Origin of the sequence: Neobacillus drentensis (genome assembly GCF_021560175.1) — a bacterium.
Lineage (GTDB): Bacteria > Bacillota > Bacilli > Bacillales > Cytobacillaceae > Neobacillus > Neobacillus drentensis_A.
Genome location: NZ_CP091110.1, coordinates 1,888,922 through 1,906,078, shown reverse-complemented (window position 1 = coordinate 1,906,078; position 17,157 = coordinate 1,888,922). Strand labels below are relative to the sequence as shown.

General features: G+C 39.9%; 15 protein-coding genes. All 15 read right to left on the bottom strand.

Features of this window, described 5'->3' with window-relative positions:
• Nucleotides 1-79 precede the first annotated feature (79 nt).
• The 15 genes from L1999_RS08900 to L1999_RS08830 all read right to left on the bottom strand — a co-directional run bounded on the left by L1999_RS08900 (nt 80) and on the right by L1999_RS08830 (nt 17,157).
• Nucleotides 80-946, bottom strand: coding sequence for a 2-oxoacid:ferredoxin oxidoreductase subunit beta (locus tag L1999_RS08900; RefSeq protein ID WP_215040823.1), 867 nt, complete (start codon nt 944-946; stop codon nt 80-82).
• A complete protein-coding gene (locus L1999_RS08895) occupies nt 947-2,683 on the bottom strand; it encodes a 2-oxoacid:acceptor oxidoreductase subunit alpha (protein WP_235743205.1) in 1,737 nt (578 codons plus the stop codon).
• 441 nt (nt 2,684-3,124) lie between these two features.
• Complete coding sequence (gene spoVS / locus L1999_RS08890) at nt 3,125-3,385, bottom strand: stage V sporulation protein SpoVS (RefSeq protein WP_003211281.1); 261 nt, start codon at nt 3,383-3,385, stop codon at nt 3,125-3,127.
• Nucleotides 3,386-3,613: 228 nt separating this feature from the next.
• Nucleotides 3,614-4,411 carry a TIGR00282 family metallophosphoesterase gene (locus L1999_RS08885; RefSeq protein WP_235743204.1) on the bottom strand — a complete coding sequence of 266 codons (798 nt, stop codon included), beginning with the start codon at nt 4,409-4,411 and terminating at the stop codon, nt 3,614-3,616.
• Between the two features lie 112 nt (nt 4,412-4,523).
• The gene (rny, locus tag L1999_RS08880; protein ID WP_215040820.1) at nt 4,524-6,083 is read right to left on the bottom strand and encodes a ribonuclease Y; all 1,560 of its coding nucleotides are present in this window, start codon (nt 6,081-6,083) and stop codon (nt 4,524-4,526) included.
• Between the two features lie 319 nt (nt 6,084-6,402).
• Nucleotides 6,403-7,446, bottom strand: a complete 1,044-nt coding sequence (recA, locus tag L1999_RS08875; protein WP_275677474.1) for a recombinase RecA — start codon at nt 7,444-7,446, stop codon at nt 6,403-6,405.
• Between the two features lie 701 nt (nt 7,447-8,147).
• Nucleotides 8,148-9,401: a competence/damage-inducible protein A gene (locus tag L1999_RS08870; RefSeq protein WP_235743203.1), complete on the bottom strand. Its 1,254-nt coding sequence runs from the start codon at nt 9,399-9,401 to the stop codon at nt 8,148-8,150.
• Between the two features lie 29 nt (nt 9,402-9,430).
• Nucleotides 9,431-10,015, bottom strand: coding sequence for a CDP-diacylglycerol--glycerol-3-phosphate 3-phosphatidyltransferase (gene pgsA, locus L1999_RS08865; RefSeq protein ID WP_235743202.1), 585 nt, complete (start codon nt 10,013-10,015; stop codon nt 9,431-9,433).
• Between the two features lie 51 nt (nt 10,016-10,066).
• Nucleotides 10,067-10,963 (bottom strand): helix-turn-helix domain-containing protein, encoded by an 897-nt coding sequence (locus L1999_RS08860; RefSeq protein WP_235743201.1) that lies wholly within the window; start codon nt 10,961-10,963, stop codon nt 10,067-10,069.
• A 20-nt stretch (nt 10,964-10,983) separates the two neighbouring features.
• Nucleotides 10,984-11,772 (bottom strand): DUF3388 domain-containing protein, encoded by a 789-nt coding sequence (locus L1999_RS08855; protein WP_215040815.1) that lies wholly within the window; start codon nt 11,770-11,772, stop codon nt 10,984-10,986.
• Between the two features lie 187 nt (nt 11,773-11,959).
• On the bottom strand, nt 11,960-12,217 hold the full coding sequence (locus L1999_RS08850; RefSeq protein ID WP_235743200.1) for a DUF3243 domain-containing protein: 258 nt from the start codon (nt 12,215-12,217) through the stop codon (nt 11,960-11,962).
• 83 nt (nt 12,218-12,300) lie between these two features.
• A complete protein-coding gene (gene ymfI / locus L1999_RS08845) occupies nt 12,301-13,023 on the bottom strand; it encodes an elongation factor P 5-aminopentanone reductase (protein ID WP_235743199.1) in 723 nt (240 codons plus the stop codon).
• Between the two features lie 330 nt (nt 13,024-13,353).
• On the bottom strand, nt 13,354-14,646 hold the full coding sequence (gene yfmH, locus L1999_RS08840; protein ID WP_235743198.1) for an EF-P 5-aminopentanol modification-associated protein YfmH: 1,293 nt from the start codon (nt 14,644-14,646) through the stop codon (nt 13,354-13,356).
• A complete protein-coding gene (gene yfmF / locus L1999_RS08835; RefSeq protein WP_235743197.1) occupies nt 14,646-15,926 on the bottom strand; it encodes an EF-P 5-aminopentanol modification-associated protein YfmF in 1,281 nt (426 codons plus the stop codon). Before yfmF ends, yfmH begins: the two co-directional genes overlap by 1 nt.
• 271 nt (nt 15,927-16,197) lie before the next feature.
• Complete coding sequence (locus L1999_RS08830; protein ID WP_235743196.1) at nt 16,198-17,157, bottom strand: ABC transporter permease; 960 nt, start codon at nt 17,155-17,157, stop codon at nt 16,198-16,200.

Sequence of the window (17,157 nt, the reverse complement as noted above, 5' to 3'; positions counted from 1 at the left end):
CGTTCTTTAATAGCCGGGGTGTCTCTTAAAAAAAACGCTAAAAAACCCGTGGAATTGTCCACGGGTGGTGTAACATCAATTACATAAATTCAGCAACTAACTTATCAAAGTGTGCCTGATCAAGGTTCAATTCCGCCTTCGTTAATGGTTCTTCCGAATAACTAGGAATTAATTCTTGATAAGAAGGACGCTCAGTGTTTTGGTAGATTAGACCGGTTACTAAGCCGTTATGCTGCATTAATGTCTGCATTGCTTGTTCGCGATTAGAAGGATCATATCCTTCAATAGTACTTAGTTTTGTAAGGTTTTCCTTAAACCAGTCATATGTGTTGACTTTATTGTAAGTGACACATGGGCTGAACACGTTAATTAAGGAGAATCCTTTATGTTTAATTCCTGCTTCAATTAATGCTGTCAGATCCTTTAAATCTGTCGAGAAGCTCTGTGCGACAAATGTAGCGCCAACTGTTAATGCCATCTCCATTGGAGAAATTGCTTGTTCAATCGAACCCATTGGAGTGGATTTTGTTTTAAAACCTACGGCTGAACGAGGGGATGTTTGTCCCTTTGTTAAACCATAAATTTGGTTATCCATAACGATGTACGTAATATCAACGTTACGACGAATCGCATGAATGGTGTGGCCCATTCCAATTGCATACCCGTCACCATCACCGCCTGAAGCAATGACAGTTAAATCACGGTTTGCCATTTTTACACCTTGGGCAATTGGAAGTGAACGGCCATGAATGCCATGGAAGCCGTATGAATTAATATAACCAGAGATACGTCCTGAACAGCCGATCCCTGAAACAACTGCTAAATTTTCTGGTTCTAAACCACAATTTGCTGCTGCACGCTGCATTGCTGCCTGTACAGAGAAGTCGCCACAGCCAGGGCACCAGTTCGGTTTAACATCATTTCTAAAATCTTTAAAAGTGGCCACTTAGAACAACTCCTTACATTTTGAATGAACTTCGTGCGGTAGGAATGGGTTCCCATCGTATTTAACATATTTAGTAATTTTATCAGCATGACCAATATTCATTTTCATAATGTTTGCTAACTGTCCAGTTGCATTGTTTTCAACAACGAGTACTTTTTTCGCAGCTTGAACTAATGGAAGTACTTCGTCAGTTGGGAATGGATGAATTAGGCGAATTTGGGCATGATTTACTTTCAAGCCATCCTTCTCCAATCGAACCATTGCTTCCTCAATGGCACCGCGCGTAGAGTTAAACCCTACGATTAAGATGTCTGGATTTTCATATTGTGCATTTTTATAAACAGGTGTGTTAAAGCGAATCTTTTCAACTTTACGGAAGCGTTTATCCATTTGCGCAATCCGGTTTGAAGCTGATTCAGATGGTTTACCAGTTTCCGCATGTTCAACACCAGTAACATGGTGAATTCCGTTCTTCATACCAGGAATGGTACGAGGTGAAATGCCATCTTCTGTTACTTCATAGCGCTTGAAATAGCCTTTGTTTTCAATTTCAGGAAGCTCTTCGGTTACAAGCTTTCCGCGTCGGATTTCTACTTTAGATACATCTAAAGGTTCAACCGTTTGCTTACCTAATGATAATTGAAGGTCAGACAATACGATGACCGGACATTGATATTCTTCAGCAAGGTTAAAGGCTTCTGCCGTATCATAGAATGCTTCTTGAACAGTACTTGGCGCTAAAACAATTTTTGGAATTTCACCATGTGTTCCGTAAATCATGGCCATTAAGTCAGACTGTTCTTGCTTTGTTGGAAGACCTGTAGAAGGACCGCCACGCTGTGTATCAACAATAACAAGCGGAGTTTCTGTAATACCAGCTAGTCCGATTGCTTCCATTTTCAAGGATAATCCTGGACCTGATGAAGCTGTGATCGCACGAATACCACCGTAACTTGCACCAATCGTCATTGTACATGCAGCAATTTCATCTTCTGTTTGAATTACTGTGCCGCCAACAGCCGGTAATTTCTTAATTAAATATTCCATGATATCAGAAGCAGGTGTAATAGGGTAAGCAGCCATGAATCGGCATCCGCCTGCCATAGCACCTAATGCAATCGCATCATTTCCAATCATATACATCCGGCGTTTGCCATCTGCTTTTTCAAGTACCATCGTCGGTACAGATGCATCCATTTTTTCTTTCATATAATCGTAGCCTGCTTTAATGGCATCCATATTTTTGGCTACAACCTTATCACCTTTTTTACCAAAAATCTCTCGAACTACTTCTTCAAAAACTTGAATATCCAAATCAAGAACGGCAGAGGTAGCCCCAATGGCAACCATGTTCTTCATTAAGGAAGTCCCTAATTCTGTTGCAATTTCAGTGAATGGAACCGCATACAAGGAGGCTTCAGTGTCTTCAGGTTTCTTTGGATCAAATTTTGCATCAGCTAAGATTACACCATTACTGTGCAGTTCTTTGTAGTTAACATCAATAGTTTCTTGGTCGAATCCTACAAGGATATCCAGGTCATCAGAAATAGAGCGAACCTCTGTTGTACTAACTCTGATTTTATTATTTGTATGACCGCCTTTAATACGTGATGAAAAGTGACGATAGCCATACAAGTAATATCCTAGGCGATTCAGTGCGATAGCAAAGATTTCCCCAGTACTTTCAATACCTTCCCCTTGTTGTCCGCCAACTTTCCACGAAAGTTGATTGATCATTCCCTTACACCCCTTTGGATATGTATAATTAAGTAGTCTAAATCATTTTAATTGTAGCACAATTCCAAGTAACCCACTAGAAATTAGCCTATGAAAACGCCATTAAGACTAAATAGTCAGAATTGAGAATATGTACTAAACGCTTACAATTCTAGACCTAAGAACTCAAAATTGCAACCCTTTGGCATTAAATATTGTCTAAAATATGAATATTTTTTTATTATTAAAAAATGGCTATTACATCACTAGGAAAATTACGTTAAAATAAACGTTTAGATACGCAAATACTAGATTTCTTTACTATAATTAGAATTCTCGTTTAAGTTTGTGTTATATAGCAGAATAGTATTTTTTTAATTCTTATATACTTTTAACAGCAAAAACCTGCCGGAATGATTTCCATGCAGGTTTTTGCTGTTTATGTCTTGAGGCCTATCTCTTTCAACGCGGCTCTACAATTAGCTTAATAGCTGTGCGTTCTTCCCCGTCAATCAAAATATCGGTAAACGCAGGGATACAGATCAAATCAACTCCGCTAGGTGCTACAAACCCTCTTGCAATCGCTACTGCCTTAACGGCTTGATTCAATGCACCCGCACCAATTGCCTGTATTTCTGCTGCACCTCTTTCACGCAGAACTCCGGCAAGTGCACCAGCTACAGAATTAGGATTAGATTTTGCTGAAACTTTTAATATTTCCATTCCTAGCTCCCCCTTAGAAAAATCCCGATCCCGCATGAGCATTTCATGAACAAATCAGGTTATAACATTCCACTGCTACTATATTCAGCTGTGAAATGACATATTCCGGCTTGGACGAAAAAAGTCAAGATATTCGCAATAAAACTAACTCACTAATCGGCGATTTTTTCAGGGAGTGTCATCATACTTTTATAAAGACTCAAAAAAAACTTCCTAACTCGGAAGTTTTTAACTATAAAATGGATGGTCGTCATTAATTTGGATGGGAACGATTTTTTTAGCCAAACCTGTTTTTCGATCTAATTCAATGTAAACGGCACTCAGCTGGTTTCTGCCGGACGTAGGCACTTCAAATCGAACTGGTAGGCTTGTTAGGAATCTTTTGAGCACAGCCTCCCTTTCCACTCCAAGAATACCGTCGTAAGGGCCTGTCATGCCCACATCTGATAGATAGCCAGTACCGCCTGGCAAAACCCGGTTATCAGCCGTTTGGACATGCGTATGGGTACCAACAACAGCCGATACTCTTCCATCTAAATACCAGCCCATGGCTTGCTTCTCACTGGTGACTTCCGCATGAAAGTCCACAAAAATGAACGGCGTCCTTTCTCTGGCAATTTGGACTAATTCATCCGCTTTTTTAAAAGGACAATCCAATGGCGCCATAAAGGTTCGACCCTGAAGATTTATAACAGCTATTTCGAATTCATTTATTTTAAAAAAGGCAAGTCCTTTTCCCGGTGTTCCTTCTGGGAAATTCGCAGGCCGTACCATATTTTTTGCCGAATCGATAAACTCAAATATCTCTCGGTTATCCCATGCATGATTACCCAGTGTAACCGCTTGGGCACCATGGCTCAAAAATTCACGATAGATTTTTTCGGTTATCCCTTTTCCACCCGCTGAGTTTTCACCATTAATGATGGTAAAATGCGGCCGGTATTTTTCCTTTAACTTTGGCAGATATTCCTTCACCATGTCTCGACCCGGGGAGCCGACGACGTCACCGATAAAAAGTAGGTTCATGTTATTCCCTTTCGTTGATAAAAATTCGTATTGTTTAAATTGTATCACATATGGTTCTTATTTAATCCAAATAAGACTGTTCAAAAAAATAAAGCAGTGCATTCGCACCGCTTTATTTTGCATATTCAACAGCCCGTGTTTCACGGATTACTGTTACTTTAATATGTCCAGGATAATCAAGTTCCTCTTCGATTCGTTTACGAATATCTCGTGCTAATCGATGTGCAGCAAGATCATCAACTGCGTCTGGTCTTACAATAATACGGACTTCCCTACCTGCTTGAATCGCAAAAGATTTTTCAACGCCTTCATAAGACTCTGAAATCTCCTCAAGCTTTTCAAGGCGGCGGATATAGTTTTCGAGTGTTTCACTACGAGCTCCTGGTCTAGCAGCTGATAAAGCATCTGCTGCGGCCACAAGGACGGCAATGATGGATGTAGGTTCTGTATCACCATGGTGGGATGCAATACTATTGATTACAACTGGGTGTTCCTTGTATTTTGTTGCAAGTTCTACCCCAATTTCCACATGGCTTCCTTCTACCTCATGATCTATTGCTTTACCGATGTCATGAAGCAATCCTGCACGACGGGCCAGTGTTTCATCCTGACCAAGTTCAGCAGCCAATAAGCCAGAAAGCTGAGCCACTTCCATAGAATGCTTAAGGACGTTTTGACCGTAGCTAGTACGGAATTTTAAGCGGCCAAGAATTTTGATAAGATCCGGATGAAGTCCATGAACTCCCACTTCAAAGGTTGTTTGCTCTCCGACTTCACGAATATATTCATCCACTTCCCGACGGGATTTTTCAACCATTTCCTCGATACGGGCAGGATGGATTCGTCCGTCTTGAACTAACTTTTCTAAAGCTAAGCGAGCTGTCTCTCTCCGAATAGGATCAAAGCCTGATAGAATGACAGCTTCAGGAGTGTCATCAATAATCAAATCAATTCCGGTTAATGTTTCAAGGGTACGAATATTTCGTCCTTCACGGCCGATAATCCGACCTTTCATTTCGTCATTTGGAAGGTTGACGACAGAAACAGTCGTTTCCGCAACATGGTCAGCAGCGCAACGCTGGATGGCTAGGGAGAGAATTTCCTTCGCTTTCTTGTCGGCTTCCTCTTTCGCTCGATTTTCACTTTCTTTAATCATTATAGCCGTGTCATGGGATAATTCTTGTTCCATTCTGTCGACAATGATTGTTTTTGCTTCCTCGCGCGTTAAGCTCGATATACGTTCGAGTTCAGTTTGTTGTTTTCGTACCAACTCGTCCACTTTGCTTTCCATCTCTTCAATATGCTGTTGTCTTTGGTTTAGAGAATCATCCTTCTTTTCTAAAAGATTTTCACGCTTGTTTAACGTTTCCTCTTTTCGATCTAAATTCTCTTCTCTTTGCAGTAAACGGTTTTCTTGTTTTTGCATTTCATTTCTTCGTTCACGAACCTCACGTTCAGCTTCAGTACGAAGCTTGTGAATTTCATCCTTTGCTTCTAGCAAAGCTTCTTTTTTCAATGAATCAGCATCACGTTTCGCATCTTCAAGAATCTGCTCTGCAGCATTCTTTGCACCTGCTACTTTTGCATCAGCAATGGATTTATGAACAAAATAGCCAACAACGGCACCGACGATAAGGCCAAGCAAAATGGAGATGATAGTAATTAAATCCAATCGTTACACCTCCTCTTGCTATGAACTTTTGTTTTTTTTTTTAAGTGTCGGCATGTACATTGTTTAGACTCAACATACAGCAAGCACCAAGGCTTTTCGCAATGTAATATTTCCAAAAATGTAAAATATACATGTTAATTGTAAAGCTGTGAATATTTATTGTCAAGGCTTTGTCCGATTAGCTTTTTGAAATATTTAGAAATTAGCTAATCTAATCAATAGGTTATAATACCTAATGTGTATATTTATAAATATCGATGGATATTTATTAGTTTTAACAAAAAAGCAAAACCATTTCCAGGCTTTGCTCTACTCAGACCTATTCTAATAAATTAATCTGTTCATCTTCATCTTCTGATTCCGTTACAACCTTTTCCCCATCTAAACCGAAGTGTTCACGGATTTTTTGGCTGATTGCATCTCGGGTTTCAGTATTTTCTTTTAAGAATAACTTCGCATTTTCACGGCCTTGGCCAACTCTTTCATTATTATAGGAGTACCATGAACCGCTTTTTTGAACGATATCTAATTCAGAACCTAGATCGACGATTTCGCCTTCTTTAGAGATACCTTCTCCATACATAATATCCACTTCAGCCGTACGGAATGGGGGTGCTACTTTGTTCTTTACGACTTTAATTTTGGTTCTGTTACCAACCATTTCCGTGCCTTGCTTTAAAGTTTCAGCACGGCGCACTTCAAGACGGACAGTGGAATAGAACTTTAGGGCCCGACCACCAGGTGTCGTCTCGGGATTTCCGAACATGATTCCTACTTTCTCACGAATCTGGTTAATAAAGATTGCGATTGTTTTAGATTTATTGATCGCCCCTGATAGTTTACGAAGGGCTTGCGACATTAAGCGGGCTTGTAAACCTACGTGTGCGTCACCCATTTCGCCTTCAATTTCTGCTTTAGGAACTAGTGCAGCAACGGAGTCAATGACAATAATATCAACTGCACCGCTTCGTACTAAAGCTTCAGCGATTTCAAGTGCCTGTTCACCTGTGTCAGGTTGTGATAATAGTAATTCATCAATGTTAACACCAAGTTTTTGTGCATAGGTTGGATCAAGCGCGTGCTCGGCATCGATAAACGCAGCTTGTCCGCCTTTTGCTTGTACTTCTGCAATTGCATGAAGGGCAACGGTTGTTTTACCAGAACTTTCTGGGCCATAAATTTCAATAATACGTCCTCTAGGGTATCCGCCCACTCCAAGTGCCACATCAAGTGCTAAGGAGCCGCTCGGAACAGTTTGTATTCTTGTTTCGGTTTTTTCTCCCATTTTCATAATGGAACCTTTACCGAATTGTTTTTCTATTTGCTTTAACGCCATTTCTAAGGCGGCCTTACGGTCACTCACAAATAGTTCCTCCTTTTATATATAAAGAATTAAAGTGTTGAAGTCTATGAATATAAATCCTATTATTACTATACCTTCTTTTAGTCTATTTGTCGAGTAAAAAAGCGAACATTTATTCGACTTAATTATTAACAATTTATACTAGGAAAACAGCTGTTTTAACCCTGTTTTTGTCTTTTTACTGTTTAAAGCTAGCTGATAATTACATTTTCTCTATTTATCTGAAAAATGAAACTTCTATGTTTTTATAAAGAAGGAATTTTAGAGAGGTCCTCATTAAAAATTGCTTATTGGACAAAACTCTTTTACGGCTCTTGTAATTTGTCTAATAGCAGGGCTCTATAGAACAATACCCTCTTATTCCTTAGCTAAACTGTCCATTAGAAGAGCTCTATTGGACAAAATCCTCTTTCATCGAACCTATACTGTCCAATAGAACCACCCTATTGGACAAATTCCTCTTTCATCGAACCAAACTGTCCAATAGAACCACCCTATTGGACAAATTCCTCTTTCATCGAACTAAACTGTCCATTAGAACCACGCTATTAGACAAAATCCTCTTTCATCGAACCTAAATTGTCCAATAGAACCACCCTATTGAACAAAAACCCCTCGCCTTCAAATAACTTGTCCAATAGCAACCAAACATCACGATCTCACGACTACCCCCACTCCAAAAAAAGAACCACAGAACGCTATTAAGCATTCTGTGATTCTTTTAACGTTTTCAAGACAAAATAACAACCATATTTCACCGCACGATTGCGGATTGCTTCCCTTGTTCCTCCAAGAGTAAGCTTTTCCACTATCGTCGGTCTTCCCTTAAGCGCAACCCCTATATAAACCGTGCCTACCGGCTTTCCTTCTAGCTCATCCGGACCTGCTACACCCGTGAAACTGATCCCAATAGCAGCGCCTACTAACGAAGCCGTATTTTCCGCAAGCTCTACCGCACACTGTTCACTGACCGCACCTTCATTGTCAAGCGTTTCCTGTTTCACTTGCAAAATCTTGTGCTTTACTTCATTTGAATAGCAAACCACTCCACCTTTATAAACAGAACTTACACCGGCAATCGAGGTTAACTCCTTCTGGAACAAGCCCCCGGTTAAACTCTCCGCAGCCGTAATCGTTAGGTTTCGTTCTTTTAATACTTTCGTCAATTCAGCAAATAATGAAGTTTGATCATATCCATAGATATACTGACCAACACGTTGACTAATTGTCTTTTCCACTTCATCCAGCATCGACTGGGCAACATCCTCATCCTCGTGTTTTGCCGTTAGGCGCAGGGTCACTTCCCCATCGCCGGCAAGCGGGGCAATCGTAGGATTACTCTGTGCATCTATGATATCGATAATTTCCGTTTCCAATGCCGCTTCCCCGATTCCAAAGAAACGCAGCACCCTAGAAACAATTTTCTCATTCGCCACATCCTTAGAGGCCAGGGCCGGGCAGCCATAATGCTGAAACATCGGTTCCATTTCCTTTGGAGGGCCAGGTAAAAGCATATACGTGTTACCGTTTGTCTCCAGTACCATTCCAGGAGCCATACCGTGGTCATTTGGAAGAATATGCGCGCCTTCTAATACCAATGCCTGCTTACGATTATTTTCCGTCATCACACGACTGGTCCGTGCGAAATATTGCTCAATCGACACTAATGCCTGTTGGTCGATCACCAGATTTTTACTTAGGTGACGGGCAATTGTTTCCTTGGTTAAATCATCCTTGGTTGGTCCCAACCCACCGGTAAAGATAATGATGTTCGCTCGGCCTTCTGCTGTTTTAATGGCAGATAGCAGCCTGTCAGGGTTGTCCCCCACAACGGTATGAAAATAGACATTAATGCCAAGCTCCGCTAATTGCTGTGAAATAAATTTCGCATTGGTGTTGACAATTTGCCCGAGCAATAACTCCGAACCTACTGCAATGATTTCAGCATTCTTCAAACCTATCCCTCCTTAAAAACATGGCAGTCCTATTTTGAATTTTTTAGTACATGGCTGTTTTTTGCAAAATAATCCCAGCCAGACCAAATCGTAAAAATCATGGCTACCCATAATGATAAAACATCAAATCGAAATGAGATCATTTCAAAAAATATATTATGTAATAAAAGTGAAGAAATGGCGATAATTTGGGTCCATGTTTTAATTTTGCCAAGCATATTCGCTGCAACAACCTCACCTTCACCTGCGAGTAACAAGCGAAGTCCAGTAACCGCAAATTCTCTGCTGATAATAATGATGACGATCCAAGATGGGGCATAGACATTAGGAAGTTCAACGAGAACAATTAAAGCAGCTGACACTAGTAATTTATCAGCCAATGGATCAAGGAATTTCCCCATATTCGTCACAAGGTTATATTTACGGGCATAATGACCATCCACCCAGTCTGTGCATGAAGCAATTATAAAAATAAGTGCACCTACAAAATGGGTAACAGGTAAATCTGCCCCGAGAAGATGCATGTTTCCCCAGTCAAAAGGTACAAGCATCATAATTAAGAATATTGGAATTAATAGGATCCTGGATACCGTTATTCTATTAGGAATATTCATATTTTTTTCTCCTTATCATTGAAAAAGTGAAAAATAGCCATCAGCAGATGACTATTCATTCTTCAGAACATGTTGAATCTTGATATTCTGAACATTAGCTGTTGCTGGTATTGCATACTCAAGCTTTTGATCATTAATATAAATATCTGTATCTGCAGCATTTCCGACTCTAATCACAGCCATATTTTCTGCCGATAAATCTTGAGCTTGACTCTCAGTTGTCCCTTTTTTAAGGGTACCTTGGAAAAAGGTTTTCTGTTTTCCATTTTTGATGCTTACCCATGTTTGTCCTTTAGATACTATCTTAATGACAAATTTATCAGCATTTTTTAAATCATAGGTTGTGGTGTTCCCCTGTGTTTGAACAGCTGTTACCACCTGTTTTGGAGTATCAACTGGCGGGGTTGTTTCCTTATTTGGCTTAGCTGTTTCTGTGTCTTTTTTGGTCTCGGCTTTTTTAGTTACTTCATCTGCTTTAACTTTTTCAAGTTTTGTTGATTTTTCAAGTTTAACCTGTTCCCGGTCATTACTGATCGTTTCATTCTTCGTATCACTGGCGTGGTTGGCAATAAAGTAATATAAAAGACTAGCAATCCCTATAACAAAAACACCTATTAAAACCTTTGGCAAGAAATCAAATACTTTTGAGTCCCCTTTTGAGATCGCTTTGTGCGTATTTACTCGTGATAAATGATGAATTTCATCATTATGGGAGGCTGGAATTTCGTTTTTATAGGTTTCAAAGATTTCATCGGGATTTAGGTCCAGTGCTTCTGCATATTGCTTAATAAAAGCCCTCACATAAAAATTCCCAGGCATGCTGGCATAATTGCCTTCTTCGATCCCTACTAAATATCGCTTTTGAATTTTGGTTATGGTCTGAAGATCGTCTAAGCTTAAGTTTTTAGCTATTCGGGCTTCCTTTAATCGATTCCCTAGTTCCGTCACCTTTAACACCTTCCAATTTATTAAAAATCAAAATCTCCAAAATCAGATCCGGAGAACATATTATGCTGATCAACGACATCGTAGGTGATTTCTTCTTCAGCGTCGTTGCGAAGTTCAATGATATAATCAAAATCGTCTAGCGTGTACTCTGAGTTCTGCACAAAGATATCAGGATGCTCAATCACTTTAACGGAAGGCAAGCGCATAATTTCACGTACCAGCTGCCAGTGCCGTTCATTAGCACGTCTAGTAGAGACAATTCCATCAAGTATAAACAAATTGTTGGCGTTATATTCATCCTCAATCAGCTGATTACGGATCGTTTGTTTTAACAACGTCGATGAAACAAACAACCAGCGCTTATTGGCACAAACACTTGCTGCAACGAGTGATTCTGTTTTACCAACGCGAGGCATTCCACGAATACCGATTAGTTTATGCCCCTCCTGCTTAAATAATTCTGCCATAAAATCAACTAATAATCCAAGCTCATCCCTCACAAACCGGAATGTTTTTTTATCATCAGCGTCCCTTTGAATATAACGGCCGTGTCTAACTGCCAGCCTGTCACGCAGTTTTGGCTCTCTTAGTTTTATTAGTTTTATTGTGTCCATAGTATTTAAAATTGACTCAAGCCGTTTAATTTGATCATCATCTTTTGCTAAGATTAACAATCCACGCCTGCCTTCGTCCACACCGTTTATGGTGACAATATTAATTGCAAGCATCCCTAATAAAGAGGAAATGTCACCCAAAAGACCAGGTCGGTTTTTCTGAATCTCATATTCTAAGTACCATTCTTTTTTCATTAATAAAAAACCCCCAAAAAGAAGTTTCGACAAATTTTTTACACTGTCACGTCTAAACCTTATAATAAATGATTTTGATAGAAGATGAAAGGAAAAACAATGAATATGATATATTTATTAAAAATCTTAATGAAAAACATTGGATGTTTACAAAAAGCGAAAAGAGAGACCCTCAGGTCCCTCTTTCTTAGCGTGATCCGTTATTTGAAATTAATTTTACCATCATGTTAGCAATTGCCTGCTGTTCTTGTTTATCCGCAACAGACCAAAGATCTGCAAGAATTCTTTCCTGTTCATTTTTCGGCTCTACTTGGTTAGCTAAGTAGTCACCAATTTGGTAAGCAAGGTTACTAACAGCCCCTTCACTCATGCCTTCATTTTGCGCATGATGAAGCCGATCCGCTAAGAAGTCTTCCCACTGTTTCCAGTTTTCTAAAACAGACATTGTATTCCCTCCTTTAGAATAGTACAAGGTTATTTTGCGAAGAAGCACCCTGAACTATTCATTGCTAACCATGAAATTTTTTCTTAGGTGTACCATCCCCCATTGACCGACAGCACCTGACCTGTGATATAGGAGGACTCATCAGAAAGTAAAAAAGCGGCACTAGCAGCAATTTCTGCAGGCTTTGCCAATCGTCCCATTGGAATTTCAAAGGAAACTTGCTTTAGTTCTTCAGATGTGAAGGACTCCATCATGGGTGTATCCACAGCGCCTGGAGCAATGGCATTGACGCGAATTCCATTTAAAGCCACTTCTTTACTTAGCGCTTTTACAAAGGCAATTTGGGCCCCTTTTGCAGCAGAGTAAGCAACTTCACAAGCAGCACCTGTTTGTCCCCAAATAGAGGTAATCACAATAATATTCCCTGTCCGTTTCGTTACTAATTTAGGTAATAATTCTTTGGTTAGCATCAGGGGATTTAGTACATGAATATTCATTAAAGCTTCGGCTTCGTCATGCTTTAAATCGACCAGCAGTCCATAATGACTTTTCCCCCCGCAATGGATGATCGCATCTAAAGAAAAGATTTGCGGCAGCACTGATTGATAACCATTCGCTATGGAAAAATCAGCCTGAATGGGGATATATTCAACGCCATATGGTTCGAGCTTGGTGATTAAATTCCTGATCGATTGTTCGTTTTGATTGTAATGCAGATACAAATGATACCCTTTCGCGGCTAAATTCATGGCCACCGCTTGTCCAATTCCTCCACTTGCTCCCGTTACTAACACATATTTTTTCAATTACATCACTCTTTCATTTAGTCAGGCCCACACGCCACTAATTTGTTGCTATCCGCCAGTATTGTGTCTTGGCGCCACTAATTCATAGCCATCCGCCAGTATTTCATCCTCATGCGCCACTAATCTCTTGCTATTCTCCAGTAGCGTGTCTTGGCGCCACTAATTCATAGCCATCCGCCAGTATTTCATCTCTTGCGCCACTAATCTCTTCTATCCGCCAATATTCCGGCTCTTGCGCCACTACCAAATGCTATCCGCTACTAAACCCACACAGCACCACTTCTCACCCATCCAACGCCAAAGAAGCGCCGGGTTACGACGCTTCCTCGCCTACTTTTGTTTCGGGACCACTTGGCATACCGAAAATCGTTCCTCTGAAATCACTTCAGAAGCTAACGTTTGTAAGTCCTGCAGGGTTATCTTTTCGAGCGTTGGTACAACGTCGAATAAATTCATATCATTAAACGCATACCGAGTAAATTGGTTGGCAATATACTCAGGTGAATTCACAGCTCGCAGGAAGGCACCAATTTTCTTCTTTTTCGCTCTTTCTAACTGTTCCTCATTAAACACACTGCCTTGTTTTGCATCAAGAAGCATTTGTTTCAGACTGTCAGATAGTTTATCCGGCTCCGCCGTATCTCCTCCAATCATCGCAAACCCAAAGCCTTGTTCCTGCGTATAGTCATAGGAAAAAGTTTCATCGACAAGACCCTCGTCATAAAGCTTAGTATAGTTATCCGAACTTTTTCCAAACAATAAATCAAGCAGCACATTCATGGTTAGCTCGTTTTTAAGCAGCACTTCACCTGTCTGGTCCACATGAAGGGCTTTAATTCCTAGGAGAGATTTGGAGGTTTGCACATTCATTTGAAGAACCTGTTTCTTTTCAGCAGCCTGCGGCGGCTCCTCTTCAAATTTCCGTTTAATCTCCGGCATCGCCTTATAATCTTTTTTGTCCTGATTCTCTCTCACTTGTGTCATTATTTTATCCGGGTCAACAGGACCGACAATAAATAACAGCATATTACTTGGGTGATAAAAGGTATTGTAACACTCATACAGCCAATCTTTATCAATTTCTGCAATCGATTCAATGGTCCCGGCAATATCAATTTTCACTGGATGATTTTGATATAAATTCTGGATTAAACCAAAGTATAACCGCCAATCAGGGTTATCATCATACATGGTAATTTCCTGACCGATGATTCCTTTTTCCTTTTCCACCGTTTTTTCGGAGAAATAGGGGCTCTGGACAAAATCAATCAGTGTTTCTAAGTTTTTTTCGACATCAGACGTACTAGAAAATAAATAAGCCGTCCGTGTAAACGAAGTAAACGCATTGGCCGATGCCCCTTGACGGCTAAACTGCTGAAACACATCGCCATCTTCTTTTTCGAACAGTTTATGCTCTAGAAAATGGGCAATCCCATCTGGGACTTTGACATACTCGTCTTTGCCTAGCGGAACAAAGGTATTGTCTACCGAACCATATTTGGTTGTAAAGGTACAATAGGTTTTATTAAAACCTTTCTTTGGCAGGATATATACATTTAAGCCATTAGACATTTTTTCATGAAAAAGTTCTTCTTGAAGCTGGTCAAACGTAATTTTTTCCATTATTTGCCCGCCTCCGTTCCCGTTAAGAAATAAATCGTATCAAGCTGAATCTTTTCTGCCACTGCTGTGATTTCTTCCTTTGTCACTTTATTCATTTCATTCATCCAGGTATCAAGAGCTATCGTCGTACCTGCCACCACATTATGATACAGAATTTCGGTTAAGCCTCTGGCCGTGTCCACTGTCTCCATAATTTGATTTTGGATAACGGCTTTGGTCTGCTCTAACTCTTGGTCGGTGAAATCTCCTTTTTTCATCGCATCCATCTGTTCATGAATGATTCCGACTGCCTGGTCATAGTTTTTCAAATCAATCCCTGACATAACTAGCATTAGGCCTTTATGGCTCTCAAGCCGGCTTGCCGCATAGTAAGCAAGACTGGCCTTTTCACGAACATTAATAAATAGTTTTGAATGTGAAAAGCCTCCAAAAACCCCATTAAATACTTGAAGAGCAAAATAATCAGGATCTCCATACACAATATTTGTCCTGTACCCAATATTTAATTTACCTTGTTTTACATCCTGTACTTCTTTCACTTCATTCACATTCGATCTAGAGGCTGATTTTTCAGTTTGTACTTTTTTCGGGGTACGATTCTCAAACTGTAGTAACTGGCCTGCTAGTTGTTTTACTTCTTCTTCTTTCACATCACCAATTACATAAAGATCCATTTCATCTTCTGAAAACGCCTTTTGATAATATTCGTATAAATTTTCCGGTGTGATTGCATCAACATCGCTGGCTTCCCCATTAACCTGGAGGGCATATGGTTCGTCTTTACACATTTCTTCTAATAGGCGGACACTCGAATAGCGCATTTTATCATCGAAAACAGATTGAATCCGAGATTTTAGGACTCGTTTTTCCTTTTCCACTGTATCCTGATCAAAGGCATTTCCACTTGCATTTGGATTTGTTAAAATCTCTGATAGCAGTTCAAATCCTTTTTTCAACAGCGGTTCTGGGTCACTTAAGAATTTTTCATTGGCTATTTCTAAGGATACACTCATCACATGGTATTCACCTTTTTTAGCCAAATCAACATAAAGAGTTGCACCGTAAAGCTCATCTAAATAAGAGCGTAATGCTGTTGTAGATGTATGTTTGGCTGAGCTGCTTTGTAAAACATGCGGAAGCAGGGCCCGTTTCGTTACATCTTCTTTTGTTAAAGGTGCTTTCATTCGCCAAACGAATGTATTGGTCTTATACTTTTCGGTTGCAATAACATGGAGTTTATAACCCTGCAATTCTGTGATTTTTTCTGCAGTTGAGTCCATTGTAATCCTCCTTTTTCTAAAGGGCTTACTTATAATATGTAAACATTTTTCTTTATATCTTTTCCTTTTGTAAAAATACCTATACTTCTTACTATAATTTGCCAAGCCCGTACAATACAAGAAATTACGCTTATTTATTAAAAATGCTTCGTTAATCCTGAATATTGATTTCCGCTCCAGTGGCTTCGCTCCAATCAACATGCTAAAAATTAACAATAACCTTTAACACAGCCATAAAAAAAGAGCTCTCATTTGCTGAGAGCTCTTCCAATCACCGACTGCCTTTAATATAATGGGTACCACTTGCTTTCGGAGCATCGGCACGGCCGATAAATCCGGTTAAAGCAAGGATTGTTAATACATATGGAGCAATTAACAAGTAGACATTTGGAATTTCTTTTAAGAACGGTAAACTTGAACCGATAATACTGATACTTTGAGCAAATCCAAAGAAAATAGCTGCACCCATCGCACCAAGTGGATGCCATTTACCAAAAATCATCGCTGCGATAGCCATAAAACCTTGACCACTGATCGTAGAGTGGCTGAAGTTAGAGGTAATCGATTGAGCGTAAACTCCGCCGCCGATTCCACCTAACGCTCCTGAAATGATTACACCTAGATAACGCATTTTTGTCACGTTAATCCCCATTGTATCTGCCGCCATTGGATGTTCTCCTACCGAACGAAGACGAAGACCAAATGGTGTTTTATAGACAATGTACCAAACGATAATTGCCACAATAATAGCAAGGAATGATGTCCAATAAGTGTTTTGGAAGAATATTTCCCCAATAATCGGGATATCTTTTAAAACTGGAATATCAATTTTGTTAAAACCTTTGTTGATAATATCTGTTTCACCCTTATCATAGATAAGCTTGACTAGGAACAAGGTTAAACCTGTTGCTAATAAGTTTATCGCCACACCGGAAACGGTATGGTCAGCACGGAAGGTGATCGCTGCAACCGCATGTAACAATGAAAAAATCGCACCTGCTACCATAGCAACGAGGATCGCAAGCCATGGAGTTAGGCTTCCAAACGTGTCAACAAAGGTAAGATTGAAAACAATCGCAGTAAATGCCCCGATTACCATTAAACCCTCAAGACCAATGTTTACAACACCGGAACGCTCTGAAAAAATACCGCCTAATGCAGTGAAGACAAGAGGAGCTGCCCATAATAATGTGGATGGAACGACGATGATTAAGATTTCCATTAAGCTCAA